The organism is Haematobacter sp., assembly GCF_032102465.1.
GTDB lineage: Bacteria > Pseudomonadota > Alphaproteobacteria > Rhodobacterales > Rhodobacteraceae > Haematobacter.
Window position 1 is genome coordinate 68,596 of sequence record NZ_DAMDHB010000002.1, and the last position, 26,217, is coordinate 94,812.

General features: G+C 64.0%; 28 protein-coding genes. 12 read left to right on the forward strand and 16 right to left on the reverse strand.

Features of this window, described 5'->3' with window-relative positions; translation table 11 throughout:
• Positions 1-90: 90 nt before the first annotated feature.
• Genes RT513_RS02550 through RT513_RS02560 form a run of 3 tightly spaced genes read right to left on the reverse strand, consistent with a single transcriptional unit; the run spans position 91 to position 3,335 of the window.
• Positions 91-1,971: a bifunctional sugar phosphate isomerase/epimerase/4-hydroxyphenylpyruvate dioxygenase family protein gene (locus tag RT513_RS02550; RefSeq protein WP_088214533.1), complete on the reverse strand. Its 1,881-nt coding sequence runs from the start codon at positions 1,969-1,971 to the stop codon at positions 91-93.
• 27 nt (positions 1,972-1,998) lie between these two features.
• Positions 1,999-2,658 carry a GntR family transcriptional regulator gene (locus RT513_RS02555; protein WP_290689229.1) on the reverse strand — a complete coding sequence of 220 codons (660 nt, stop codon included), beginning with the start codon at positions 2,656-2,658 and terminating at the stop codon, positions 1,999-2,001.
• Entirely contained in the window at positions 2,655-3,335 is a 681-nt protein-coding gene (locus RT513_RS02560) for a GntR family transcriptional regulator (protein WP_290689227.1), read from the reverse strand. The genes RT513_RS02555 and RT513_RS02560 overlap by 4 nt, the downstream gene beginning before the upstream one ends.
• Before the next feature lie 139 nt (positions 3,336-3,474).
• Between RT513_RS02560 and dctP the strand changes: the two genes are divergently transcribed.
• Genes dctP through RT513_RS02585 form a run of 5 tightly spaced genes read left to right on the forward strand, consistent with a single transcriptional unit; the run spans position 3,475 to position 7,624 of the window.
• A complete protein-coding gene (gene dctP, locus RT513_RS02565) occupies positions 3,475-4,464 on the forward strand; it encodes a TRAP transporter substrate-binding protein DctP (RefSeq protein WP_088214417.1) in 990 nt (329 codons plus the stop codon).
• A gap of 49 nt (positions 4,465-4,513) precedes the next feature.
• Complete coding sequence (locus RT513_RS02570) at positions 4,514-5,023, forward strand: TRAP transporter small permease (RefSeq protein WP_088214416.1); 510 nt, start codon at positions 4,514-4,516, stop codon at positions 5,021-5,023.
• Positions 5,020-6,321, forward strand: coding sequence for a TRAP transporter large permease (locus RT513_RS02575; RefSeq protein WP_290689212.1), 1,302 nt, complete (start codon positions 5,020-5,022; stop codon positions 6,319-6,321). Before RT513_RS02570 ends, RT513_RS02575 begins: the two co-directional genes overlap by 4 nt.
• A gap of 14 nt (positions 6,322-6,335) precedes the next feature.
• On the forward strand, positions 6,336-6,776 hold the full coding sequence (locus RT513_RS02580) for a type II 3-dehydroquinate dehydratase (protein WP_290689210.1): 441 nt from the start codon (positions 6,336-6,338) through the stop codon (positions 6,774-6,776).
• Positions 6,773-7,624 (forward strand): shikimate dehydrogenase, encoded by an 852-nt coding sequence (locus tag RT513_RS02585; RefSeq protein WP_290689208.1) that lies wholly within the window; start codon positions 6,773-6,775, stop codon positions 7,622-7,624. The genes RT513_RS02580 and RT513_RS02585 overlap by 4 nt, the downstream gene beginning before the upstream one ends.
• 11 nt (positions 7,625-7,635) lie before the next feature.
• Here the strand turns inward: RT513_RS02585 and RT513_RS02590 are convergent, their stop codons facing one another.
• On the reverse strand, positions 7,636-8,649 hold the full coding sequence (locus RT513_RS02590) for a cyclase family protein (RefSeq protein ID WP_290689206.1): 1,014 nt from the start codon (positions 8,647-8,649) through the stop codon (positions 7,636-7,638).
• A gap of 215 nt (positions 8,650-8,864) precedes the next feature.
• On the opposite strand from RT513_RS02590, the gene RT513_RS02595 reads away from it, so the two are divergent.
• From RT513_RS02595 to RT513_RS02610, 4 genes are read left to right on the forward strand one after another with little or no spacing between them, the layout of a single operon-like run.
• Positions 8,865-10,202: a short-chain fatty acid transporter gene (locus RT513_RS02595; protein WP_290689204.1), complete on the forward strand. Its 1,338-nt coding sequence runs from the start codon at positions 8,865-8,867 to the stop codon at positions 10,200-10,202.
• Positions 10,203-10,210: 8 nt separating this feature from the next.
• Positions 10,211-10,507 carry a YciI family protein gene (locus RT513_RS02600; protein WP_256947238.1) on the forward strand — a complete coding sequence of 99 codons (297 nt, stop codon included), beginning with the start codon at positions 10,211-10,213 and terminating at the stop codon, positions 10,505-10,507.
• A 1-nt stretch (position 10,508) separates the two neighbouring features.
• On the forward strand, positions 10,509-10,799 hold the full coding sequence (gene catC / locus RT513_RS02605; RefSeq protein WP_290689201.1) for a muconolactone Delta-isomerase: 291 nt from the start codon (positions 10,509-10,511) through the stop codon (positions 10,797-10,799).
• Positions 10,796-11,512: an SDR family NAD(P)-dependent oxidoreductase gene (locus RT513_RS02610; protein WP_290689200.1), complete on the forward strand. Its 717-nt coding sequence runs from the start codon at positions 10,796-10,798 to the stop codon at positions 11,510-11,512. Before catC ends, RT513_RS02610 begins: the two co-directional genes overlap by 4 nt.
• Before the next feature lie 29 nt (positions 11,513-11,541).
• Here RT513_RS02610 and pcaD read toward each other — a convergent pair whose 3' ends face one another.
• From pcaD to RT513_RS02645, 7 genes are all read right to left on the reverse strand, one after another.
• Complete coding sequence (gene pcaD / locus RT513_RS02615) at positions 11,542-12,318, reverse strand: 3-oxoadipate enol-lactonase (protein WP_256947237.1); 777 nt, start codon at positions 12,316-12,318, stop codon at positions 11,542-11,544.
• A 1-nt stretch (position 12,319) separates the two neighbouring features.
• The gene (locus RT513_RS02620) at positions 12,320-13,225 is read right to left on the reverse strand and encodes a LysR family transcriptional regulator (protein WP_290689199.1); all 906 of its coding nucleotides are present in this window, start codon (positions 13,223-13,225) and stop codon (positions 12,320-12,322) included.
• A gap of 98 nt (positions 13,226-13,323) precedes the next feature.
• A complete protein-coding gene (locus RT513_RS02625; protein WP_290689198.1) occupies positions 13,324-14,934 on the reverse strand; it encodes an FGGY-family carbohydrate kinase in 1,611 nt (536 codons plus the stop codon).
• Position 14,935: 1 nt separating this feature from the next.
• Positions 14,936-15,664 (reverse strand): SDR family oxidoreductase, encoded by a 729-nt coding sequence (locus RT513_RS02630; protein ID WP_290689197.1) that lies wholly within the window; start codon positions 15,662-15,664, stop codon positions 14,936-14,938.
• A gap of 12 nt (positions 15,665-15,676) precedes the next feature.
• Positions 15,677-16,930 (reverse strand): sugar ABC transporter permease, encoded by a 1,254-nt coding sequence (locus tag RT513_RS02635; protein ID WP_290689196.1) that lies wholly within the window; start codon positions 16,928-16,930, stop codon positions 15,677-15,679.
• On the reverse strand, positions 16,927-17,772 hold the full coding sequence (locus tag RT513_RS02640; protein WP_290689195.1) for an ATP-binding cassette domain-containing protein: 846 nt from the start codon (positions 17,770-17,772) through the stop codon (positions 16,927-16,929). Before RT513_RS02640 ends, RT513_RS02635 begins: the two co-directional genes overlap by 4 nt.
• Before the next feature lie 62 nt (positions 17,773-17,834).
• The gene (locus RT513_RS02645; RefSeq protein WP_290689194.1) at positions 17,835-18,908 is read right to left on the reverse strand and encodes a sugar ABC transporter substrate-binding protein; all 1,074 of its coding nucleotides are present in this window, start codon (positions 18,906-18,908) and stop codon (positions 17,835-17,837) included.
• Between the two features lie 170 nt (positions 18,909-19,078).
• Here RT513_RS02645 and RT513_RS02650 point away from each other — a divergent pair, with 170 nt between their 5' ends.
• The gene (locus RT513_RS02650; protein WP_290689193.1) at positions 19,079-20,125 is read left to right on the forward strand and encodes a substrate-binding domain-containing protein; all 1,047 of its coding nucleotides are present in this window, start codon (positions 19,079-19,081) and stop codon (positions 20,123-20,125) included.
• Between the two features lie 5 nt (positions 20,126-20,130).
• Here the strand turns inward: RT513_RS02650 and RT513_RS02655 are convergent, their stop codons facing one another.
• From RT513_RS02655 to RT513_RS02675, 5 genes are all read right to left on the reverse strand, one after another.
• Positions 20,131-20,832: an ABC transporter ATP-binding protein gene (locus RT513_RS02655; RefSeq protein WP_290689191.1), complete on the reverse strand. Its 702-nt coding sequence runs from the start codon at positions 20,830-20,832 to the stop codon at positions 20,131-20,133.
• Complete coding sequence (locus RT513_RS02660) at positions 20,819-21,604, reverse strand: ABC transporter ATP-binding protein (protein WP_290689189.1); 786 nt, start codon at positions 21,602-21,604, stop codon at positions 20,819-20,821. The genes RT513_RS02655 and RT513_RS02660 overlap by 14 nt, the downstream gene beginning before the upstream one ends.
• Positions 21,601-22,557: a branched-chain amino acid ABC transporter permease gene (locus RT513_RS02665; RefSeq protein WP_290689187.1), complete on the reverse strand. Its 957-nt coding sequence runs from the start codon at positions 22,555-22,557 to the stop codon at positions 21,601-21,603. Before RT513_RS02665 ends, RT513_RS02660 begins: the two co-directional genes overlap by 4 nt.
• 4 nt (positions 22,558-22,561) lie before the next feature.
• Complete coding sequence (locus tag RT513_RS02670; protein WP_290689185.1) at positions 22,562-23,434, reverse strand: branched-chain amino acid ABC transporter permease; 873 nt, start codon at positions 23,432-23,434, stop codon at positions 22,562-22,564.
• A 101-nt stretch (positions 23,435-23,535) separates the two neighbouring features.
• Positions 23,536-24,690 (reverse strand): ABC transporter substrate-binding protein, encoded by a 1,155-nt coding sequence (locus RT513_RS02675; protein WP_290689183.1) that lies wholly within the window; start codon positions 24,688-24,690, stop codon positions 23,536-23,538.
• 243 nt (positions 24,691-24,933) lie between these two features.
• Between RT513_RS02675 and paaG the strand changes: the two genes are divergently transcribed.
• Together paaG and paaI are read left to right on the forward strand one after the other, a co-directional pair.
• Positions 24,934-25,722 (forward strand): 2-(1,2-epoxy-1,2-dihydrophenyl)acetyl-CoA isomerase PaaG, encoded by a 789-nt coding sequence (paaG, locus tag RT513_RS02680; RefSeq protein WP_290689181.1) that lies wholly within the window; start codon positions 24,934-24,936, stop codon positions 25,720-25,722.
• A 26-nt stretch (positions 25,723-25,748) separates the two neighbouring features.
• The gene (gene paaI / locus RT513_RS02685; protein WP_290689336.1) at positions 25,749-26,180 is read left to right on the forward strand and encodes a hydroxyphenylacetyl-CoA thioesterase PaaI; all 432 of its coding nucleotides are present in this window, start codon (positions 25,749-25,751) and stop codon (positions 26,178-26,180) included.
• Positions 26,181-26,217 lie beyond the last annotated feature (37 nt).

Consider the following 26,217-nt stretch of genomic DNA (forward strand, 5'->3'; position numbering starts at 1 on the left):
CTGAGCCTCCTGACCGTGACGCTTCGCTGCTTCCCAACGTGGAACGGACAGGCGTGTTCCGCAGCTTTTCGGCGGGCAGGCGACGTGGTCTTAGAGTTCCGGGACGGCAAGCGGCCGCAGGTGACGCTTCTGCGCGGCGATGCGGAACGGTGCGTTCGGCGCCCCGTAGCCCTGATAGCCGCCCTGCCGCTGCACGATCTCGAAGAAAAGCTCGCCCACCTGACCGGTGCTGTAGAACTGGAAGAAGCAGCCCTGCCCATCCTCGTCATACATGATGTTCAGGCGTCGCAGCCGATCGACGAAGTCCGGCTTCAGGTCGAAGCGGGCGGCCAGATCGGCATAGTAATTCGCGCCGATGCCGAGAAAGGGGAACCCCCGCTCCGCCAGTTGCTCGGCTGTTGCAAAGATGTCGTCGGATGCGAAGGCGATGTGCTGTACCGAAGCGCCGAACGTGTCGTCGATGAACCGCCTCGCCAGCGTCCGCCGCGCTTCCGCACCGTTCAGCGTGATGCGTAGCGCGCCCGAGAGAATGGCCTGGCTGCGCACCAGCCCGTCCGGATCGACGACGTCGAGCATGGGCATGCGCTCCGCCTCGAACAATGTGCTGTAGAATAAAGACGCGCTCAGCATTTCCTCATAGGCCATCGTCTGGGCGATGTGATCGGTGTGGGTGATGCCGCTTCCCTGCGCGATGCCTGTCGGGATGAACTCCCGCTCCCATAGGCTTTGCAGTTCGGGGCCGTCATCGACAAAGCGCAGAACGGTGCCGCCCACGCCGCGGACCGCGGGCACGACAGGGTCTTCGGGCGAAAGCCGATCCCCATGCGGCTCCGCCATGAGGGCGACGGCGCGGGTGGCGGCGTCTGCGGCGTCCGGGACGCGAATGCCGATCTCCGACACGGCGGTACCATGCGTGACCCAGGAGCTGTAGTTGAACCCTTCTTTTCCGGTGTTGAGCACGATATTCACCCGGCCCTGCTGCCATCGCGTGACCGGTTTCGACCTGTGCCGACCGACCTGAGAAAAACCGGCACTGGTGAGAAAGCTGACGAGGGCAGGGAGCGTCGCCTCATCCGTCGCCATCTCGACATATTCGACCCCTTCGGGGCGGATGGGAGGGGGAAGCTGCTTATGCCCGGAGAGACGAAGATCGGGCTCTTCCCGGCTCACCTCGTCCATCAGCCCGATGAGGCTCCGCTTGCCGTCATTGGCGACAAGGCGGGGCAGGCCGGAGCGGAACTGATCGTTGAAAATCTCCAGACTGATCGGACCGGCATAGCCCGTCGCCATCACCGCGCGCATGAAGGCGGGGACGTCCAGATCGCCCTCGCCCGGCATGTTGCGGAAGTGACGCGACCAGTAGAGCAGATCCATCTCTATCCGGGGAGCATCTGCCAGTTGCACGAAGAAAATGCGGTCGCCCGGTATCTCGCGGATCGTTTCCGGGTCTATTCTTGGGCCGAGGGTGTGGAAGCTGTCGAGGATCAGCCCGATGTTCGGATGGTCGGCGCGGCGCACGATCTCCCACGCGTCCCGATGGTCCCGGACGAAGCGACCCCAGCAGAGTGCCTCATACCCAACGCGGATACCGCGTGCTGCGGCGATTTCGCCAAGCGCACGGAAGTCGCTGGCGGCCCGGTCCACCCCACCGAGTGCGGCGGGATGAACGGAGGAGCAGACGAGCATCAGATCGACGCCCAGTTCCGCCATGAGGTCGAATTTCCGCTCCGCCCTGGCAAAAGCGCGACGCCGCAGCGGATCCGGGAGCGTTTCAAAATCCCGGAACGGCTGGAACAGCATGATTTCCAACCCGTGATCGCGCACCATGCGGCCAACCTCTCGCGGGCTGAAATCGGAGGCGATGAAATCCTGCTCGAATATCTCGATCCCGTCGAAACCCGCGCTCGCGATGGCGCGCAGCTTTTCGGGAAGCATCCCCGCTATGGAAACGGTGGCAATGGCTGTTTTCATGGTCATTCCAGTCTTGTCCCGCTGCGATTATGGCGTCAGCGCTTCCATGTGGTCCATGGCGTGAGCCACGCCCGCGTTGATATGTGCCCGGAGGATGGCAACCGCCGCAGCGCTGTCATGGCGCAAGGCCGCATCGCGCAGCGCCCTGTGCTCCTGCCGGGACACTTCGGGGCGAAAGGTCAATGCGATCATCTGGTAGCGCAGATATTTGTCGAAGACCTCCGCGTGCGTCTGCATCAGCACTCGCGAGCCGCAAGCGGAGATAAGCGTCTGGTGAAAGGCCCAGTCGCTCCGGCGCCAAGCGGGGATGTCCTCCGCATCCCCCGCTTCCAGCCGTTCTTCATGCGCGTCGAGCTTGTGATGGGCGGAAAGCACCGCGGCCTCCCAGTCCAGCCCTCCCGTAGCGAAGGACCGGGCGAGGGCGTGTTCCTCCAGCAGCAGTCGCAACGCGGCAATTTCATGCAGACCGGCGCGGGAAATCGGCGCTACTTCAAAGCCGCGCTGCCCTTCCGCCAGCACGAAACCGTCTGATGCAAGGCGTGTCAGCGATTCGCGAAGGCTGCTGGTCCCCACATCGTAGGTTTCCCGCAGTGTCTCCAGCCGGAGCTTCCGACCCGGTGCCAGCCTGCCCATGATGATGTCGGACCTGAGCCGCGCATAGAGCGTGGGGTGGACGTCTTCCGTCATGCCGCATCTCCTCGCAGCAGGCCATGCTCAACCGTGTAGTCGATGCAGGCGCCGATATGCCGGGCAAGCAACTCCTGCGCTGCCGGCACGTCCCTGTCGAACGCGGCACGGAGCAGGGCGTGATGTTCCTCCGCCGCCACCGTGCCCCGGAACATCACCAGCAGCACCTGATAGCGCAGGAAGCGGTCGAATATTCGGTCATGAGTGACCAGCAGCTCCGCAGACCCGCATGCGGAAATCAGCGCCACATGAAATTCGCGGTCATATCGTTTCCATGTCTCGCTGACGGTATGATCCCCCTGCAACATCCGCTCCTCCATGCGGGAGAGCTTGTGATGCGCGGCCACGACCGACGCCTCCCACTCCAGATCACCATTGGCAAAGGATTGGGCGACCGCATGGCGCTCCAGCAGGAGACGCATTTCCGCGATGTCCCTCAGATCGGAGATGGAGATCGGCGCGACTTCGAACCCCCGCTGGTTCTCCGCGACAATCAGCCCCTCGGGCACGAGCCGCGTCAGTATCTCGCGCAATGTCGCTATGCTCACATCGTATCGCGCGCGCAATTGCTCCAGCCGGAGACGCCGTCCCGGCTCGAGCTTGCCGAAGATGATGTCGCTCCGCAGGCGGCGATAGGCGCTTTCCCCCGCGGTCTCTTCCCGGATTTCCGTGCCCATCCGTTCCTCCCGCAACATCAGTCAAAACATAAAATATCAGATGAAATGAAAATCTCTAGTTGAAAACGGAAATTTCCGATGACATCCTTGTTCGCAGGACGAAGCGCGGAGGGGGCGTTTCGCCATAAGGGAGGACACCATGACCGAAGTGACCCGGCGCGGCTTTGCCGCGCTCGGCGGGGCCATGCTTGCCACGCCATTTCTTGCACGTCTCGGCCACGCCGCCGAGCAAAGCCGCATTCGTTTTTCCGCCGTGTTCTCGGAGCAGGACATCCGGGCTGGAATGATGAAGCAGTTTGCCGAAGGCATCGGACCGGACTTCAAATACGAAGGCTTCTACGGCGGAACATTGTTCAAGCAGGGGACGGAGCTTGTCGCCCTCCAGCGCGGCAATCTGGAGATGTCGAACATCGCGCCGCAGGATGTCTCCAACCAGGTTCCGGCATGGTCCATTCTGACCTCCGGCTATCTGTTCCGCGATGCCGGCCACCTGCGCAGCTTCTTTGCCTCCGATGTCGGGACGGAGATGAAGGCGATGGCGGAAGGGCAGCTCGGCATCAAGATCCTTGGCCCCACCTTCTATGGCACGCGCCAAGTCGGGCTTCGCGGTACCCGCAAGATCGCCACACCCGCCGACATGGCCGGCGTGAAGCTGCGCATGCCGGGGGGCGAGGCGTGGCAATTCCTGGGGCAGGCGCTTGGTGCGAACCCGACCCCCATGGCCTATGCGGAGGTCTATACCGGCCTTCAGACCGGCGCGATCGACGGGCAGGACAATCCCCTGCCGAACGTGGACAACATGAAGTTCTATGAGGTGATGAACCAGATCGTCCTCACCTCGCATCTGGTCGCCTTCGACCTTCTGACCGTCTCTGGCCGGTTCTGGGAGAAGCTGACGGAAGAACAGCGCACCGCGTTTCAGACGGCGGCCGATCATGCCATCGGCTGGAGCACGGAGCAGCACGTCACGCGGGAGACGGAGCTTGCCAAGTCCTTCGCGGAAAGGGGACTCGACGTCTATGCGCCTGATCTGGCCGCCTTCCGCAGCCATGTTCAGAAGGCCTATCTGGAGTCCGATCTGGCCAAGGAATGGCCGTCCGGCATGATCGAGCGGATCGCCGCAGTCTGATGCGACCGGCGGCCCCCGGGCCGCCATTTCCATTCATCGGAGAATGCCCATGCCGACCCGGCTTCTTCCCTGGCTCCGGCGCCGTTGCGAAGACATCCTCGTCTTGATGCTCGCGACGATGTTCGTGGTCTTTCTCATTCAGATCGTTTCACGATATGTCCTCAACATGCCGATGGGCTGGACGCATGAAACCAGTGTCATCCTCTGGATCTGGCTCGTGCTTTTCGGGGCTTCCTTCGTCATCCGTGACAGGGAGGAGATGCGGTTCGACCTGATATACGGAGCGGCGAAGGACAGAACCCGGCGCTGGATGGCGGCGGCGACCTGCACGGCGCTGATCGCGATCTTCCTCCTGGCACTTCCCGCGACTTGGGATTACGTGACCTTCATGAAGGTGGAACGGACAGCCTATCTGCGGCTCCGCTTCGACTGGCTCTATTCCATCTACATCGTCTTCGTGATCGCCATGATCATCCGTCATTTGTGGATCGGCTGGAGGGCTGTCTTCGGACAGGCGCCGGAAGCCTATGATCCCACGACAGCGAGTTCCGGCGTATGACCCTTGCAAGCCCCTTTTCCCTCGCCATCACCATGATGACGGCGCTGGCGCTGCTCGGCCTGCCGATCGGCCTTTCGATGATCTGCGGCTCCGTTCTCTATCTCTGGATGTCGGGGATGGACATGGGCACGGCCGCGGAGCAGTTCCTGAACGGGATGTATTCGAACTACATCATCCTCGCCGTGCCGCTTTTCATCCTTGCCGCGGAAATCATGAATTCCGGCTCCATGACGGAGCGGCTGCTGCGGTTCTGCAACGTGCTGGTCGGCCATATGCGTGGCGGGCTGGCGCAGATCAACGTCGTGCAGAGCCTGATCTTTGCCGGCATGTCGGGTTCCGCCATCGCCGATGCCGCCGGATCGGGGCGCATGATGCAGAACATGATGACGAAGGAGGGCCGCTATACGCCGAGTTATGCGGCAGCACTGACCGCGGTCACCTCCGTCATCGGGCCGATCCTGCCGCCGTCCATTCCGATGGTCGTCTATGCGCTCGTCTCCGATGTCTCCATCGGCTACCTGTTCCTTGCGGGTGTGGTGCCCGGCCTGCTGATGACGGGAATGCAGATGTTCCAGGTCGCCTGGGATGCGAGGCGGCACAACTTCCCCGTGGAGCCGCGCGTTTCGCTTCGGGAGGTGCCGCGTGTCACCTGGCGGGCGCTTCCCACGCTGCTGATGCCGGTCATCCTGCTCGGCTGTATCTACACAGGTGTGACGACGCCAACCGAAGCCGCCGCGATCGCAGCCGCCTATGCGGTGCTAATCTCCGTGATCCTTTACCGCAGTCTGAGCTGGCGCGAGGGCTACAACGCCGTATTGGTCAGCGCCAAGACCTCCGCCTCCATCGGCATGATGATCGGCGGCGCGCTGGTGTTCAACTACGTAGTGACGGTTGAAAACATCCCCGAAACCCTTCGCGCGGTCCTGACGGGGTGGGAGCTGACACCCGTGCAGTTCCTGCTGCTGGTCAACGTGCTCCTGCTGCTGCTGGGCTGTGTGCTGGAGGGGACGGCGATCCTCCTCATCATCGTGCCGGTGTTCATTCCCGCGGCGCAGGCGCTCGGGATCGACCTTGTCCACTTCGGCGTGGTGGTGGTGGTCAACATCATGCTCGGGTTGGTAACCCCGCCCTATGGCCTGTTGCTGTTCATCATGACCAACATCTCCGGCTCACCCATGAAGGATATCATCCGCGATTGCCTGCCTTTCCTTGCGTGGATGGTGCTCTGCCTGGCGCTTATTACCTTCTTCCCCGACCTCGTGCTGTGGCTGCCGCGTCTCGCGGGCTACGCCGGCTGAACTGAGAGCTTCTCATGACCATCTGGATACTGAACGGACCCAACCTGAACCGACTCGGCAAGCGCGAGCCGGAGATCTATGGCCACACCACATTGGCGGAAGTGGAGACCTGGGCGCGGCAGGCGGCCGGAGACACACCCCTTCGGTTCCATCAGTCGAATGCCGAATACGAGATCATCGACTGGATTCATGAGGCGATCGACACGGGTGGGCGGGGGATCATCATCAATCCCGCCGGGCTCACCTTTACTTCCGTGCCGGTGATGGATGCGCTGAAGATGTTCTCCGGTCCAATCATCGAATTCCACATCTCCAACATTCACCGGCGCGAAGCGGTCTATCACCGGTCGCTGGTTTCTCCGGTTGCAACGGCCGTCGTGGCGGGGCTCGGCGCGCGCGGCTACGTCCATGCTGTCCACGCGATTGCAGAGATGATCGGGGGGGAAGCGCGATGACCACGCCGATCCGGGTAGGGCTGATCGGCGCCGGTATCGGGAAGTCCCGCACCCCCCGCCTGCATATGGCGGAGGCAGCCGCGCAGGGCTTCCGCCTCCGCTACGATCTCATCGATGTCGAGACGCAAACCAACCCCTCGCTGGAGAGCCTCATCGCCGAGGCGGAGGCGCAGGGTTTTGCCGGTCTCAACATCACTCATCCGTTCAAGCAGGCGGTGCTGCCGCTGCTGAACGAACTGTCTGTGGATGCTTCTGCTCTTGGCGCGGTCAACACAGTGGTGTTCGGAGAGCGAGGGCGGGTCGGTCACAACACCGACTGGTCGGGGTTTCTTGAGGGCTTTCGGCAGACGCTGCCCGATGTACCGCTCGCCACTGTCCTGCAACTCGGTGCCGGAGGCGCGGGCGCGGCGGTCGCCTATGCGGCGCAGGCGATGAACGTGGAGCGGCTTCTTCTTTCCGACATGGACATCGGACGGGCGGAGGCTCTGGCCGCTCGCATGAACGCCAGCGCCGGTCGCGCATATGTCCACGTGGTGAGCGACCTCTCGGCGGCGATGGAGGCTGCGGACGGGCTCATCAACACCACGCCGATGGGGATGGCGGCGCATCCCGGCCTGCCGCTGCCCGCCGACCTGCTCACATCGCGGCACTGGGTCGCGGATGTCGTGTACTTTCCGCTCGTCACCCCGCTGCTGGCCCTCGCGCGAGAGCGAGGCTGCCGCAGCGTGGATGGAAGCGGCATGGCGGTGTTTCAGGCGGTCGGCGCCTTCCGATTGTTCACCGGAAAAGAGGCCGATCCGTTGCGGATGCGCGAAACCTTTCAGGCCGCGACCCCCGTCACGGCCTGAGGGGTGTCCCGTCAGATCGTCGCGACGGGTGTCACAGGAGAGCCGACCGCGCCGGGCATGTAAAGCGGCGGCGCGGTGAGAAAGACCGCATGCCGCCCGCGCTCCTCCAGCGCGGCCGCCAGGTCGCGCAGGTACCACAGTTCGGCCAGAGGCAGGCCGATCTTGAACAGACAGTGATGGTGGAGGGGCAGCCGCAGGCAGCAATCCTCGCGATCGGCATGGGCATCTTCGACAGCGTAATTGTCGGCGGCGATGGCCGAGATGCGGCTTTCCGTGATCCAGTCGTGCAGTGTCTCGTCCGCACCGTCCAGAACCGCGCCCGTCCGCTCAAGCCGCGCCGGGTCCGGGCTGGCCTGCATGTCCAGGAGAGCCTCTGCAAAGCCGGTCCGCAGCAGAAGAATGTCACCTTCACGAATCACCACGCCCTGCGCCCGCATCGCGTCGTGGAGAGCGGCGCGACCCACGACGGTGCGGTCCATGCCGAAGTGGCGGACGAGATCAACCAGCACGCCACGTCCCTGCACCGGCGTCTTTGCCATCTCCGTGATCGACAGCCGCTCCGCAAAGGACGTGTTCGGTCCCCGTGCCTCCGGCCCCAGGATGTCCCGCCCGGCAAGATGCCCATTGTAGTAGCAGCGCTCGGCCACTCCATCCCCGTCGGCGTCGAACAGCGCGCCGACATGTGCAAGCGAGTCCCATTGGGTAGAGAACTGCATCGACATCAGAACCTGATCGTCGCTGATCACGTCCTGAAGCAGCGGATCGACATTGCTCAGGGGGAAATTGATATAGGGCGTTTCGCCCGAACAAGTCGGGGCGAGGCGCGGCGGTTTGCGGCGCGGGTTGAGGGAAATCGGCCCCGGCACATCCAGCGGCAGCGACAGACAATACGCCCGCCCCTCACGGATTTCCGCAGCGGCCTCCATCCGGCGCGCATCTGTAATGTAGTTCAGCGTTCCAAGCTGATCGTCGGGCCCGAAATCCCCCCAGTTGGATTTCTCCGGTCGATTCACCCACTCCGGCATAGTCACTCCTCCGTCTGACGATCCCTGATGGCCATCTGGCAGCGCGACCGCAAGGGGAATGACCCCTCTCGCCCCGGATCGCTTCCTCCACCCGGAAAGACATCTGAAACTTTCCCAAACATATATGTTGACATCATAACTGACAATGACTGATTAGCTTTGAGCATCATAGGAGAATCCTGGCGCCCCTATCCGGTGCCTGGGAGGAGGGAAAATTGACCGCAGTCGCCAACTTTTTCACGCGTATCGTCAATCGCTACATGCCGGACCCGCTGGTGGTGGCGATCATCCTTACCGGACTGACGCTCGTCTTTGCGATGATCTGGGAGGGAACGAATTTCGTCGATGCCACGCGCTACTGGGGCGACGGATTCTGGAACCTTCTGGCGTTCACCATGCAGATGACCGTCATCCTGCTTGCGGGCTACATCCTCGCCAAGACACCGTTGGTGGACCGGCTGATGGATCGGGTCGTCGCCGGCATCCACACACCTCAGGCAGCCGTCATCGCCGCCACGCTTTTCGGCGGAATCGGCAGCTGGCTCAACTGGGGTTTCGGTCTGGTGCTGGGCACGCTGATTGCCCAGAAGCTGGGCCAGAAGGTCAAGGGCCTGCACTACCCGCTGGTGATCGCGGCCGGTTACTCCGGCTTTGCCGTCTATGGCGTGGGGCTTTCGGGTTCGGTGCCATTGCTCATCAACACGCCCGGCCATTTCCTTGAAAGTTCGATCGGGCTGATCCCGCTCAGCGAGACGATCTTTTCCCCCTATCTCATCGTGATGAACCTCCTCATCATCGTCACGCTGCCGCTGTTCAATGCCATGCTGCATCCGAAAGCGGGCGAGAAGATCATCGAGGCGAAGCGCATCACCCCCACCGCGTCCGAGACATCGGATCAGCCGCAGAAATACGACACCCTCGCCGATCGGCTCAACAATTCCCCGGTGATCGGCATCGGCATGGGAGTGTTCGGTCTGATCTACGCCGTGCTCTACCTGCTCGATGGAGGCGGCATCACGCTGAACTTCGTGAACCTGCTGTTCCTGTTCCTCGGGATCGCGCTCTTCGTGACGCCCAACCGCTTTCTCGCCGCCGTGAATGACGGGGTGCGCGTCGTGGGGGGCATCATCATCCAGTATCCGTTCTATGCCGGTATTCTGGCAATTCTCGCCGGGTCGGGGCTGGTCGTGACCTTCTCCAACTGGTTCGTGTCCTTCTCCAGCGCAGAGACGCTGCCATTGTGGTCCTTCATCTCGGCGGGGCTCATCAACATCTTCGTGCCCTCGGGCGGCGGGCAGTGGGTCATTCAGGGCCCGGTGATGACAGAAGCCGCGCATCAGCTTGGCGCTTCCATCCCCGCAACAGCGCTCGCCGTGCAGATCGGTGATCAATGGACCAACATGGTGCAACCCTTCTGGCTTCTTCCCGCGCTGGCGATTTCCGGGCTGAAGCTCAAGGATATCATGGGCTACATGGTGCTGATCCTGTTCTATCTCGGTGTGATCTTCGGCGTCACCTGCGCTATCTGGGGTGTAATGGGGGCAGCTGCCTGATGCCGTGGATGGTAGAAACCTATGACAGGCCGGGCGCGGGGGATCTGCGCCTCCGCCTCCGGCCGGAACACCTCGCCTATCTGGAGGAGAACAAGGCTCTCCTCCTTGCCTGCGGAGCCAAGCTCGATGACGCGGGAGAGGCTGCGAGCGGCGGGGTCTATCTGCTGGATGTGGAAAGCCGCGACGCCGCAGAAGCCTTCATCGCCGCCGATCCCTTCTTTCGGGGCGGGCTGTTCGAGACCGTCTTCGTCACCCGCTGGCGCAAGGCCTATCTCGACGGACGGAACACATTGCAGGAGGGCTGACATGCTCTATCAGGTCGAAATGACGGTGAACATTCCCCAGGATATGGAGGAGGACACCGTGGCTGGCATCAAGGCGAAAGAGAAGGCCTATTCGCAGGATCTGCAGCGGCAGGGCATCTGGCGGCATATCTGGCGTGTCGCCGGAAGCTATGCGAATGTCAGCATCCTCGATTGCCGCGACAATGCCCATCTGCACGAGGTGCTGACGGCGCTGCCGCTCTATCCCTACATGGATATCTCGGTAACCCCGCTCTGCCGGCATCCCTCCTCCGTTCGGGAGGGGGATCTGTGACGGCGTTCGAACGCCGTGCTGCCGTCATAACCGGCGGAAGCGGGGGCATCGGCGCGGCAATCACCGCAAGGCTGAAGCGCGATGGTTTTCAGACCGTCGTCCTCGACATCACGGAGCCGGAAGCCGCCGTCGATGCCTTCGTTCGGGTGGACCTTTCCGATCTGGACGCGGCCCGTTCGGCGGCCGCGGATATCGCGAGCCGCTTTGCCGTCACCTGCCTTGTCAACAACGTGGGGGTGGTCATGCCCGCCCCGTTGGAAGCGGTGCAGGCAGAGGATATGGGGCGGCTGATGGACATCAACCTGCGCCCCTCCATCGTCTGCGCGCAGGCGTTCCTTCCGGGGATGAAAGCGGCGGGCGGCGGGCGCATCGTGATGAACACAAGCCGTGTGACGCTGGGCAAGGAGCTGCGCACGCTCTATTCCGCGACCAAGGGGGCGGCACAGTCCATGGCGCGGACATGGGCGCTGGAGCTCGGCCCGCATGGCATCACCGTCAACTGTGTTGCTCCGGGCCCGATCGGCACCGACGCCTTCTGGCGGAACAATCCCCCCGACGCGCCGCGAACGCAGGAGATCATCAATCATATCCCGGTCCGCCGTATCGGCACGGGGGAGGATGTGGCAAACGCCGTCTCCTTCTTCTGTGCGCCGGAGGCGGGGTTCGTCACCGGGCAGACCCTGTTCGTCTGTGGCGGTGTGACCGTCGGTTAGGTGAAAGGGGCCGCGGGGGCCCCTTTTCCTCAGGCCAGGTGCTTTCCCAGCAAGGCGGCGACTTCGGCAGGCTGCTCAACGCAGGGCAGATGTCCGGCGCGAGCGATTTCCACATAGGTCGCGTTCCGGATGCCCGCTGCCGTCGCCTTGACCAGGGCAGGCGGTGTTGAGGCGTCATCCGCCCCGGCGATCACCAGCGTGGGCTGGGCGATATGCGCGAGATCGGCGGTGTAGTCGGCATCCCGGATCGCCTCGCAGACCTGCGCATAGCCCTCGGCGGGTGTCCGCTCCAGCATGGTCCGCCACATGGCGAAATCCTCGGTCGTCTCATAGCCGGGAGCGAACCAGCGTTGCAGGATCGCGGCGCTGATGGAGGCGATACCATTGCTCCGCACCGCTTCGATCCGGGGATTCCAGATTTCCGGTGAGCCGATTTTCGCCGCGGTGTCCGACAACACGAGATGGCTCATGCCCTCCGCCCGCCGGAGGGCGAGCCGCTGCATGATCAGCCCTCCGACCGACAGACCGACGCCCGCGAAGCGCCGGATGTCATAGTGGTCGAGCAACGCTTCAGTATCATCCGCCATCGTCTCGATGGTCAGCACAGGGCGCGCCACGCTCAGCCCGTGGCCGCGCTTGTCCTGCCGCAACAGGCCCCAGCTTTCCGGAAGCAGGGCCACGACCCGGTCCCAGACGCGCAGATCGGTGCCAAGCGAATTCGCAAAGACGACCGTCGGCGCGTCGCCCTGCGGGGCGCGCCAGCCGTGGTGGATGCCATCGACAGCGGTGAAGATCTCTTGGCGCAAATCAGTCTCCTTCAGCGGGATCGCTCCCGTCCAGACAGGACAGGAGCAGGTGCAGCGGGCGGCTTTCGCTGTCCGCACGATAGACGAGCGAGATATTGGCGGTAACGCCGGTCTCCGTCAGCGGGCGGTAAACGACCCCGCTCATTTGGATGTTGCGGATGGCTTCGGGCACGATGGCCACGCCCAACCCCGCCGCCACAAGGCTTACGATGGAGGCAAACTGCGGCGAGCGTTGCACGATGTTCGGCGTGATCCCCGCCACAGCGCAAGCCGCGTGCATCGCCGCCGAAAAGCCCGTCTGCGGCGGAAGATGCGTGGCGACGAAAGGGTCGCGCGACAACGCGGCCAGCGCGACGAGTTTTTCCACCGCGAGGGGGTGGTCGGAGGGCAGGGCAATCCACAGGCTCTCCTCGCAGAGCGTCCTGCTGGCCACATTTTCCGGCATGTCGGGATAGGGCAACCGCACGATCCCCGCATCCAGATTTCCCGCGGCGATCTCCGGTATCTGCTGGTCGAGGTCCATGAGGCGCAGTGTCAGCACCGTTTCGGGCGCCCGCGCGCGGTAGTCACGGACAAGCTGCGTCAGCACGCCGTTGAAGGCCGCCGCGCCGATATAGCCAAGCGCCAGTTCCCCCATCATGCCGCGCCCGGCGCGAAGCGCGATGTCTTCCGCCCGCCGGGCCTGTCGCAGAACGGCGCGCGCTTCGGGCAGGATCAGCGCACCGGCCGGCGCGATGCGCACCCGTCGCCGGTTCCGATCGAACAGCACGGCGCCGACGACCTCTTCCATCTGCTGTAGTTGAAGCGTGAGCTGCGGCTGCGAGATGTTCAGCCGCACCGCCGCGTGACCAAAGTGCAGTTCCTCTGCCAGAACGACGAGAAGTTCGTAGTGTTTGAGCGTGAGCACGTATCATTCAGCCGCTGTTATCAGAAAGACAGATAACAAAATCCGCCGGAAGGGCAACGGCTTCTCGCCAAGCACATAGAGCAGGAGTGATACGGCCCTTATCCCTGCGTGATCGACCGGAGACTGCGAGCCACGTCCTGAAGCGCACGAAAAGCGGTGTATCGCCTGGTGTGAAGCGTCGCGATATCGCCGCGCGCTGGCCAGACCGTCTCTCCGGCAGAGGAAAGCCGCGACATGCCGTCCCGCATGTCGGTGACCAGACCGCCGGCCATGGCACCAAGGATGGCGGAGCCGAGCAGCACCGGTTCGTCGGATTTCGCCGAAAGCACCGGCAGGCCCGTCGTATCGGCAAGAAGCTGGCGCACGAGCGGCAGTTGACCGGCGCCGCCGGAGATCATGATCCGCTCCACATGCGCGCCGGCCTGCTCCTGCGTCTCGACGATCTGCCGCAATCCGTAGCCGATACCGCAAAGCCCCGCGACATAGAGCGCAGCGAGGCTGTCGATATCCCGCTCCATGCCCAGCCCGGCGATGACGGCGCGGGCATGGGGGTCGGCGAAGGGCGCGCGGTTTCCGAGGAACTCCGGCACCACATGAAGCCCGTCCGCCAGCAGCACCGCCTCGGGGAGGGAGGACGCCCGGTACGCAGCCCGTGTAGCAAGGAACGCGGGCAGGCTTTCTCCCTCCGCCCGCGCCATTTCGGCTGCTTCCTGCGTGGCGGGGTGGGAAGCGATGAGCTGTTCGATTGCGGCGCCCGCGGCTGACTGCCCGCCCTCGTTCAGCCACATGCCGGGCACCATCGCGGAAAAGTACGGGCCCCAGACACCGGGGACGAAAACGGGTTCCGCCGTGGTCGTCATGGTGCAGGAGGAAGTGCCGAACACATAGGCGAGATTGGCCACGGGATCGCCCTCGGCCCCGACGGTGCCTATGCCCCCCGCATGCGCGTCGATCAGGCCCGCGCCCACCGGCGTACCGGGAAGAAGGCCGAGTTCCGACGCAGCCCTCTCTGTCAGCCCCTCGCCAAGCGGCGTGCCCGGTTCGACGATCCGGGTGCCGATACGGGCAAACTGCTCATCGGCCAGTTGGCCCAATCCGATCTGGCGGAAATAGCTCGCATCCCAGCGGCCTTCGTGCGCGAGGTAGGTCCATTTGCAAGTGACCGTGCAGGTTGAGCGGGCAATATCCCCCGTCGCGCGCCATGTGAGAAAATCCGCCAGATCGAAGAACCCCCACGCGGCGTCGAACACCTCCGGCCGGTTCTCCCGCAGCCACAGGAGTTTCGGCGTTTCCATCTCCGGCGAGATGCGGCCGCCGACATAGGCGAGCACCGGATGGCCTTGGGCATTGATGCGCTCGGCCTGTCCGACGGCGCGGTGATCCATCCAGACGATGATGTCGCGGGCGGGGTCTTCCGAGGGGCCGACGGGCAGGGGGACGCCGCCTTCGCCCAGAACGACGAGCGAGCATGTGGCGTCGAACCCGACGCCCAGCACATCCTCCGGTCCAAGAGCGGCGCGCGCCATCGCCTCCCGCACCGCATGGCACACAGCAGACCAGATATCGGCGCTCGACTGCTCAACGATACCGCCCGGCTCCCGCCACAGCCGGATGGGGTGGCTCGCCGAAGCCAGTGCCTGCCCCGAAAGGTCGAAAAGTCCGGCCCGCGCGCTGCCCGTGCCGACATCGATGCCCAGAACCGCCTGCATCTCAGAGATCCACGCTGTTGGGCAGAATGACGAGATCGCGCACCACCACACCCCGCGGGCGTGTGAGCATGAAGACCACTGCCTCCGCCACTTCACTGGGCTGCATGAGGGAGCCGTTGGCCAGTGCCTCCTCCATCTTCGCCTTCGGCCAGTCATCCAGAAGGGCGGTGACGACCGGGCCGGGCAGAACGGCACCGACGCGGACCCCATGGGGGGCAACCTGACGGCGGGTCGTGTGGACGAACGCCTGAACGGCGAATTTGGAGGCAGTGTAGATGGGCTCCCACACCACCGGCACAACGCCGGCGACGGAAGACGTAAAGAGGATGTCACCGGTCTTCCGCTCGATCATATACGGCAGAACCGCGTGGACAGACCGGAAGGCGGCGTTGATGTTGAGGTTCAGCATCCGGTCCCAGGCATCCGGGTCGCCCTCGGCCACCGGACCGCCGATATAGGCCCCGGCATTGGCGTGAAAGATGTCGAGCGATCCCGCAAGGTCGAGGATGCGCGGGAGAAGGCCCGAGACCTGCGGACCGTCCTGCAGATCGACGGTAAGCGGCAGTGCTGCTGGCCCGATCTCGGCGCAGAGCGCCTTCAGCCGCTCCTCCGCCCGGTCGATCAGCACCACGGTCGCCCCTTCGGTCACCAGCGTCCGGGCGCATTCCAGCCCGATGCCAGAGGCCGCACCGGTGATTGCGGCCACCTTGCCGCTAAGCGGTTCCGCCATGTTTTCGTCCTTTTATGCGCGGCCGTGGCTGACGCGCGACTGCCGCGCGAGACTGTCCACGATAACCGCGATGGCCAGCACCCCGCCCGTGATCATGTAACGGAGCGAAGAGCTGAGGTTGAGAAGCGTCAGACCGTTGGAGATGGCCTGAATGACAATGATCCCCAGAAGGGCCGAATAGGCACTCCCCCGTCCGCCGAAGAGCGACGTGCCCCCGATCACCGCCGCCGCGATGGCGTTCAGGTTGACGTCGCCCGTGCCCGCCTGCTGGCTTGCCGAGGCGAGCCGCGCGGCGGAAAGCACACCCCCCAGCGCCGCCAGCGTGGAGCAGAGCACGAAAGCGGAAATGGTGATCCGCCGCACATCGATGCCCGCCCGCCGCGCGGCTTCCGAATTGCCCCCTGTCGCGAACATGGACCGGCCCCATTTCGTCCGGGTGAGCGCATAATCCATCACCACGACGAGAGCGACGAACAGCACGAACATGTAGGGGATGCCGCGCCCCTGATTGAGATACCATACTGCGAATTCGATCCCGATCGTCAGCGCCGCAGCCTTGAGGATCAGCACGCTGAGGCCGGGATAGGAGAGATTGGCCGCCGCGCGCCGCTGCATCGTCCTGAGGCCGAGCAGAAGCATTGCCGCACCCGGAAGCGCAGCCAGAATGTAGGAAAGCCAGTCCGGCATCACAAGGATCTGGCCGAAGCGCACCAGCGGTGACGCATAGGGCAGGTTGATCGACCCGCTCGGCCCCAGAATGTAGAGCTGCAACCCCAAGAGCGCCAGCAGCCCGGAGAGGGTGGAGACGAAGCTCGGCATCCCGAACCGGTTGAGCAACACGCCATAGACCAGACCCACCAGCGCCCCGAAGACCAGCGCCGCCAGAATGGCGAGCGGCAGCGCGACACCCATGTTCACCCAGAGGACGCCGACAATGGCGGAGGCCAGCCCGCTCATTGATCCCACCGACAGGTCGATCTGCCCCAGCATCAGGACCGCCACGATACCGAGCGAAATAAACCCGACCGTCGCACAGTCGAAGAGCAGGTTCACGAGGTTGTTGGGCGCCAGAAATACCGGGTTCAGCACGCTGAACACGGCCGAGATCACGATCAGACCGACAATGACCGGCAGCATGCCGAGATCACCTGAGCGCACCCGGTCGATGAAGCCGGTGAATGCGCCACCCAGCCCCTCGTCCCGGCGCAGACGGCTGTCGGAGCGGTCAAGACGTGCGGCATCGGCCTTGCGGTCGGGAAGGGTCATTGCTGAAGTTCCTGCTCCTTGCGGGCGCGTCGGCGAGAGACGGCATTCTCCGTCGCTCCGGTGATTGCGGCGATCAGTTCCGCATGCGGCACATCGGCATCAAAGGTGCCGCTGTTCCGCCCGAGCCTCAGCACGGCGATGCGATCGGCCACGGCGCGCACGTCTTCCATGTTATGGCTGATGATGATGACGCCAAGGCCCCGGTCCCGCACCCGCTCTATCAGGTTCAGCACCTCGGCCGTCTGCGCGACGCCAAGCGCTGCGGTCGGTTCATCGAGCATGATGATGCGCGGGTCGAGCAGGAGCGAGCGCGCGATGGCCACCGTCTGCCGCTGCCCGCCGGAAAGCGAGGCGATGGGCTCCCGGACCGAAGGGATCCGCGCGGCCAGTTCGCTCAGCAGCGTCCAGGCGCGCACCTCCATGGCCACCTCATCGAGCCGGAGGGGGGACAGCTCCTGCCCGAGGAAAAGGTTCGCCACCACATCGAGGTTCTCGCATAGCGCGAGATCCTGAAAAACGGTGGCGATGCCCATCTCCAGCGCCTTGCGCGGGTTGTCGAGCGTGACCGGCTTGCCCATGAACTCTATGGTGCCCGAACTGGGTTGATGGACGCCGGCCAGCACCTTGACCAACGTCGATTTTCCCGCGCCGTTGTCACCGACCAGCGCCACCACCTCTCCCGCCCGCACGTCGAGCGAAATGTCGGTGAGCGCAGAAACCGCGCCGAACTGCTTGGAAATCCCCTTGAGCCGCAGGATAGGCGTTTCGGTCGTGTCTCCGGGAATACTCCTGACGCTTTCGGGCGCGGCTGCCGCGCTGGCGCCGACTTGCTCCGCTGTCATATGGGGTCACCCTTCCTTGTAACCGCCCCCCTTCCCGTCACGGCGGGAAGGGGGGCGCGCCATCACTGGATACCGAGCTTCACGCAGGCCGCGGCATATTCGCCGGTGCAGACCTCTGAGGCCTTCTGGATACCCTTGTCGAAAATCTCTGCCTTGATGTTCTCCGCGGTCACCACGGCCGGAACGAAAAGCCGCGAGGGCGTGTCGTAAAGGGTGGCCTTCGCCTCCGGCTTCTCACCTTTCAGAAAAGCGGCGACGACCTCCGCTGCAGCCGCCGCGACGACCTCCGACGGTTTGGAGATGGTATTGTATTGATCTCCGGCGATGATGAGCTGCAACGCCGCGATCGTCGCGTCATTGCCGGTGACGGGGGGGACAGGGTTCACCCCGGCGGCCTTGAAGGCCGCGATGGCGCCGCCCGCCGTGCCGTCATTCGCCGCGACGACACCCTTGATGTCGGCGCCGAAGCGGGTGATCTGGCCCGCAGCCCATTCCTGCGCCTTGGGAGGCGCCCATTCGGGCGTATCGAATTCGGAAAGCGTCTTGTAGTCCGATGCCTGCAGCGCTGCATGAATACCGTCGCGGATCAGACCCGCCGCCGCGTCGGTGGGAGACCCGTTGATCTGAAGCACCCCGGCGCCCGACGGCACGCCCGCCGCTTTCATATGGTCAACGAGCGACTGCGCGATTGCCTGCCCAATCGCCTTGTTGTCGAAGGAGACGTAATAGTCGGCGGGCTTGTCCGGGATCGGGCGGTCATAGGCGATGACCTTGACGTCCTGGGACTGTGCAATTTCCACCAGCGCAGCGGCGGCGGCGCTGTCTACCGGGTCCAGCACGATGACTTTCGCGCCTTGCGTGATCACCGAGTTGAACTGCTGCTGCTGAAGCGCCGCGTTGCCGTTGGCGTTCTGGTAGATCACCGTGCAGCCCGCACAGAGCTTCGCCATCGCCGCTTTGAAGCCGGGGAAGTCGTGTTGCTCATAGCGGGTTGAGGCCTGATCCGGCATCAGGAAAGCAACGGTCGCATTGTCCTGTGCTAGGCCAGCCGTGCCCAGCGTGGCAACCGTAAGGCTCATGGCGACGCCTGCCGCAAGACGCGGAGCGAATGCGCCGGAAAAACGTGTGGATGTCATCTCTTTCCTCCCAGCGAGATGTCGTAGCCGTCCGGGCGTCGCGTATTGACCACGCGCCCGATTCTCCCAGCTACACCGATTGTGCAAATCCGCTCAATCGGTGTAGCATGATTGAAAAACATGATGCAGAATGTCAAGAGCATCCAGCGCAGAGCAAGTGGAGACCGTCGATGAAGGGAGCAGAGGGCGACAGCCTCCCCGCGGAAGAAACGGTCCAGCGACGGCGGCCCACGATCTATGATCTCGCCTCGCTCGCTGGCACCTCGCCGAGTGCGGTGAGCGCCGTGCTCAACGGCAGCTGGAAGAAGCGGCGGATCAGCGCGGGACTGGCCGACCGGATCAACCGCGTCGCGGAGGAGCAGGGCTATGCGGTGAACCGGCAGGCCAGCGCGCTCCGGTCCGCCCGCTCGGGCATCGTGGGCATGATCGTCCCGAAATACGACAACCGCTATTTCGGGGCGATTGCCGAACAATTCGAGGCCGGCGCACGGGAGCGGGGGCTGTTTCCCGTCATCACCTGCACCCAGCGCGACCCGGAACTGGAGCTGGAGGCCGCGCGGGAATTGTTGTCCTACCAGGTGGATTGTCTCGTCGCGACCGGGGCCACCGATCCTGACCGGATCGCCGAGCTCTGCGCTGCTTCCGGGGTGCGCACGCTCAATCTCGACCTGCCCGGACGGGCGGCGCCCTCGGTGGTTTCGGACAATTTCGGCGGTGCGCGCGATCTGTCACACCTCATCCTGACGCGCACGGAGACGGCCTTCGGGCGCAGAAAGCCGTTGATGTTTCTGGGTGGCAGGCGGACCGACCACAATACGCTCGAACGGATCCGGGGGTTTCGCGCCGCGCATGAGGCGGCTGGAATCCCCTTGCAGGAGGCGCATATCCTTCCCTGCGGTTATGCTGCCGACAAGGTGGAGCATGCTCTCGACGCGCTGGAAGGTCCACTGGCGGACGGTATCTTCGTCAATTCCACCATCGCGCTGGAAGGGGTCGTGCGGTGGCTGAAAAGGCGGCGGCTTGATCCCGAGGCCTGTCTTTTCGGCTGTTTCGACTGGGATCCCTTCGCCGCTCTGCTGACGGGCAACGTCGGCATGGTGCGTCAGGACGTGCCCGCCATGCTGACGGCGCTGTTCGCCCTGCTCGATGACCGGGCGAAAGCACCGCAGGCCAAAGGACAGATCGTCGTGCCCGTGCTGATGGAACCCGTCGGCTAGCTAGCTCAGATGCCGAGATATGCCTCGCGTATCCGCGGGTCCTCGATCAGCGCCTCCGCCGGACCCGAAATGGTGATACCGCCCGTTTCCATCACATAACCCCGATCCGCGATCTTCAGGGCGCCGAAGGCGTTCTGCTCTACCAGAAGCACCGTGACGCCCCTGTCCTTCAGCCCCTTCACTACCTCGAAGATCTGTTGCACGATGATCGGAGCCAATCCCATCGACGGCTCATCCAGCAGCAGGCAGGCCGGACGTCCCATCAGCGCGCGGGCCATGGCGAGCATCTGCTGCTGACCGCCCGACAGGCCGCCAGCGGCCAGATTGCGCTTCTCGCGCAGGATCGGGAACATGCCGAATGCATCCTGCATGTCCTTCTCCACCTGCTCGTCCGAATAGAGATAGGCACCGAGCCGCAGGTTCTCCTCCACCGTGAGGTTGGTGAAGATCTGCCGCCCCTCCGGCGATTGGGTCAGCCCCCGCGCGGGCCGCCGGTACGCGGGTACGGCGGTGATCTCCTCCCCCCGGAAAATGATCGAACCCGCGGTCACGGGCTGCACACCGGAAAGGCATCGCAGCAGGGTCGTCTTGCCCGCGCCATTCGCGCCAACCACCGTCACGATTTCACCCGCATCAACGTGGAGGTTCACGCCATGAAGCACCTCGATCCGCCCGTAGCGGGAGCGCAGCCCGTCAACCTTCAGCATGTTCGGCCCCCAGATAGGCGGCGATCACCGCAGGATTGCGGCTGACCGTGGCCGGATCGCCCTCGGCGATCTTTTCGCCATGGTCCAGCACGACGATATGGCTGGAGATCCGCATCACCATCTTCATGTCGTGTTCGACCAGCAATATGGCGACTCCTGATGCGGCCACAGCGGCGATGAGGTGGTCGATCTCCTCCGTCTCCACGGCATTGCATCCGGCCGCGGGTTCGTCGAGCAGCAGGATCTTGGGCTCCAATGCGAGGGCGCGGGCAATCTCCAACCGTTTGAGCGAGCCGTAGGACAGGCTGCCCGCCTCTCTCCCCGCCGCGCGGTCGAGACCGACGCGTGCGAGCAGGGCCATCGCACCTTCCTCCGCCTCCCGCGCGCGGCGACGTGCGGCGGGGAGCGCCAGCATATCCGCGAGCACTGTTCCCCTCTCCCGCAGGTGATAGCCGGTCACCGCATTTTCCAGCACGGTCATCGACTGGAAAATCTGCAGGTTCTGGAAGGTCCGGCTCATTCCGCGGCGCGCGAGCTGATGCGGCGCGAAGCCGGTTACATCCTCACCCGCCAACATGACCCGCCCCGAACCCGGCTGGTAAAGGCCCGATATCATGTTGAACAGCGTGGTCTTGCCCGCCCCGTTCGGTCCGATGACAGAGGCGATTTCTCCGGAGCGGACGGAAAAACTCACGTCGTTTACAGCTTTCAGCCCGCCAAAGGCGATGCCCAGCCCCTCCACCGAGAGAAGCGGATTACCGTCGCGCATCATTCCCTGTTCCTCCGCAGCTTGCGCAGGAGGGAGGGCAGCAACCCCTGCGGCAGGAAGATCATCACCAGAACCATGACCAGCCCCAGAACCATCTGCTCGTATTCGGCAAACACCGTCAGCACCTGCGGCAGCACCGTCAGAAGCGCGGTACCGAAAATCGCGCCCAGAACCGAACCGACGCCGCCAAGGACCGCCATCGTCACCATCTCTATCGAGTGCATGAAACCTGCGACATCAGGAGTGATGAACTTGTTCTGGAGCGCCAGAAGCGAACCGGAAACGGAGGCATAGACCGCAGAAATCACGAAGGCCTTGAGCTTCATCCGCGAGACGTCGATCCCAACGGTGCTCGCCGCGACCTCCGATCCATGGAGCGCCCGCAACGCCCGCCCCGTGGGGCTGTCATGCAGATTGAGCGCCAGCCACGCGCCGAGGATCATGCAAATGCCGCAGAAGAAATACCAGAACTCGCCATTCGACAGGTCGAGCCCCATGCCCTTCAGCATAGCCCGGAGGCCGAGTTCCGGCACTGCCATCCCATCCGGCCCGCCGGTAAGCGCGCGCTCATTGTTCAGCACCATGGAGACGAGAATGCCGAAGCCCAGCGTGGCGACCCCCAGATAGTAGCCCTTCAGCCGCAGGATCGGGCGTCCCACCAGGTAGGCGAGAGCAGCGGAAACCGCCGCGCCCAGAAGTATGGAAAGTGCGGGTGACAACCCCAGATGTACTGGTGCCAGCGCACAGGCATAGGCGCCGATCCCGGCGAAGCCGGCATGTCCAAGGCTGATCTGCCCGGCATAGCCGATCAGGATGACGATGCCCGTCACGGCGATAGCGTTCACGAACACCAGTTCCCCCACCCGGTAGTAGAAGCTGGAGGGAAACAGCAGCGGCGACAATGCAACGAGCGCGATCATCACCGACAGCGTGGCAGTTTTCGTATTGAACCTCATGGCATCAGACCCGTTCTGTCGATTTGCGCCCGAACAGCCCCTGCGGCCGGACGAAGAGAACGAGCAGGATCATCACGAAGGCCACCGCATCCTTGTACTGTGAGGAGAGGTAACCGGCGGTAAGCGCCTCTATCAGCCCGAGCAGGAAGCCGCCCACCAGCGCGCCCTTGGGATTGCCCATGCCGCCCAGCATCGCCGCGGCGAAACCTTTCAGCGCGAACCCGATCCCGACACTGTAGGCCGTGAGCGTGATCGGCGTCGCCAACACCCCGGCCAGCGCTCCGATGGCGGCGGACAGCGCAAAGGACAGGGTCATCACGAAGGTCGTGTTGATCCCCACCAATTGTGCTGCCAGCCGGTTGTTGGAGGTGGCGAGCACCGCGCGTCCCAGCAGCGTCCTGGTAAAGAACGCCCACAGCCCGACGAAGACCGCGATCGCGCCACCGATGACCCACAGGCTCTGCGGCAGGATCGTGGCCCCTCCGATGCGAAGCGGCGTATCGCCGGAAAACGCGGGAAAGCTGTGGATCTGCTTGTCGAAGACCACTTGCGCGCCGCCTTGTATGAAGATCGACACCCCGATGGTGATGATGATGACCGACACCACAGGCGCGCCGCGTGCCGGTTCGATGGCGAGCTTGTTGATCGCCACGCCCACCGCCGCTGTCACCAAGATGGCAGTCAGGGCGGCAAGCGGCAGAGGTACGCCCGCCGCGTGAGCGAACCACGTGATCATCCCGCCCAGCATGACGAATTCGCCCTGGGCGAAATTGACCACGTCGGAAGCGTTGTAGATGATCGTGAAACCGAGCGCGACGAGCGCGTAAACCGCGCCGACCGTCACACCGGAAAAGATGAACTGTAGGAATTCCGACACTTGGGCTGCTCCCGTGGGCGGTAACCTGAGGATCGCCCCGCCGTGGAGCAGGGCACTGGCTGTCGTCCGGGGGCCGGGATCTCTCGGCCGGCGCGATCCGGTCAGTCGACCGGAACCCAGTTGCCGTCCTTGATCTCCAGCATACGGAAGGCCGACAGATCGAGCCCGAGATGGTCCTCGGGGCCGAACGTGTAGATCCCGGTCGTCCCGGCAAGACCGGAGGTTGCCTCGATCGCATCGCGGATGTCGCCCGGATCCGTGGACCCGGCACGCTTGATCGCATCGGTGAGGATCAGGAAGGCATCATGGGCATAGCCGCCGAATGTGCCGACAGGGGTTCCGGTCGCCGCCTCATAGGCCACCTTGTAGCTGGTGACCGGCGCCTTCTGCGGATCCCCGTCGGCCAGCAGATCGGCGATGAGCAGCGCGGTCCCGGGCAGGCGGATCCCTTCGGCGGCTTCCGCGCCGGCCAGCTCGATGAAGCCCGCCGAGGCGACGCCATGCGACTGATAGAAGGGCAGACCGATTGCCAGCTGCTTGTAGTTCCGCGTCACGATGGACGGCCCCTGCCCGAAGCCGGGGTTCAGAACGGCCTGCACGCCGGGCGTGCCCTTGATCTTGGTCAATTGCGCGGTCATGTCGGAATCGCGGGGATCGTAGGTCTCGTCTGCCACGACTTCGATACCGTAATCGCCGACGACCGCTTTGCACTGGGCCTGCATGGACGCGCCGAACCCGTCCGTGCCGGAGATCATGCCGATCTTCGTATAGCCCTGCTTCTTCATATCCTCGAAGATCTTCTGGCAGGCCATGCGATCGGTATGGGGCGTCTTGAAGGTGAAAGGCTTGACCGGCTGAATGATGTCTATGGCCCCGGCGAGAGAGATGAACGGCACCTCCGCATCTTCCGCCACCGCAAGGATCGACATCGACGTGCCCGTGCTCGTTCCACCGATGATTGCCACGACCTCGTCATCCTCGATCAGCCGGGTCGCAAAGGTGCGGGCCTTGTTGGGGTCGCCGCCGTCATCATAGAGCACCAGCGTGATCGGCTCGCCGTCCAGCCCGCCCGCCGCATTCGCCTTTTCGACCAGCATGTGCAGTGTCTTGGCCTCGGGGTCGCCAAGAAAGGCGGCAGGTCCCGTCGCGGAGATACTGGCGCCGATCTTGATCTCCGCGGATGCACCGGATGGCAGCAGCGCCGCCACGCCAAGAGCCAGGCCAGCCAACGCGGTAGTGGTCATTGCCTTCTTCATCGGTCTCTCCTCCCAGAAACGTTATTGTCAGGTGATTATTTGCGGGGCGGCCGATTTTCCCGACCTCGGCACGACGGAACGGACGCGCGCGCAGGGACGTGTTGGCCGTTCGCTGTCGAACAGGTCAGTCATGGCAGGCCTCCCCAGGGCGTCTCCCTCGCCCTGCTTTATCATTGACCGACCGGTCGGTGTATGCAACATGATTCTTGGAGGGCCCGTCAGATATTGGGCCGGGAGACGAAAATGACATCGACAGTAGGCTTGGCAATGGCCGAAGGCGTCTTGACGCTGACCCTTAATCGTCCCGAAAAACTGAACTCCTTCAATGAGGAGATGCACACAGCGCTCCGTGCGGGGTTTCAGCGGGCCACGGACGATCCTGCGATTCGAGCGGTGCTGCTGACAGGTGCGGGCAGGGGGTTCTGTGCCGGGCAGGATCTGGGCGACCGGGATCCCCGCAAGTCCGAGGACGCCCCCGATCTCGGCGCGACACTGGAGACATGGTACAATCCGACCCTTCGCCTGATCCGCGCGCTGGAGAAACCAGTCGTCTGTGCGGTGAACGGGGTTGCTGCCGGGGCGGGCGCCAACATTGCGCTGGCCTGTGATATCGTGATCGCGGCCCGCTCGGCGAAGTTCATTCAGGCCTTCTCACGCATCGGCCTTGTCCCCGACGCGGGCGGAAGCTGGAGCCTCGCACGGATACTGGGTGAACCACGGGCAAAGGCGCTCGCCCTGACGGCAGAGCCGCTGATGGCGCAGACGGCGGCCGATTGGGGTCTCATCTGGCAGGCCGTCGACGATGCGGATCTCATGCCTGTCGCCACGACCCTTGCGAAGAGCCTGGCCGCAGGCCCGACGCTTGGCCTCGGCCTGACGAAGCGGCTCATTCAGGCCGCTGCGACCAATGACATGGATGCGCAGCTCGACCTTGAGCGCGATTGTCAGCGAGAGGCGGGGCGGAGCGCGGACTACGCCGAAGGCGTTACCGCCTTTCTGGAAAAACGCTCTCCGGTCTTCGTCGGAAAATGAGCTTTGACATGAAACCTGTCAGTCAGATGACCCCGGAAGAAGTGGCAAAGGCCTGCGCCGCCGCCATGTGGCAGGGCGATACGGCGAGCCAGGGGCTCGGCATGCAGCTTCGCCACGTGGCGCCCGGCGAGGCGACGATGACGATGACGGTGACCCCGGCCATGTCGAACGGCCACGGCAATTGCCACGGCGGCTTCATGTTCGCCCTCGCCGACAGCACCTTTGCCTTCGCCTGCAACAGCTACAATCAGGCCGTTGTCGCCCAGCACTGCTCCATCACCTACATCGCGCCCGGTCAGGTGGGCGATGTGCTCACGGCGGAAGCGCGCGAGGTCTCGCGCCGCGGCCGGTCGGGCATCTACGACATTCGCATCACCAATCAGCGCGGCGAGCATATTGCTGAGTTCCGCGGCCATTCCCGCAGCGTGAAAGGCACACACCTGCCCGTCGAAGACTGACGGGAGTCCGCTGCGTTCAGACACTCCAAGGGAGGAG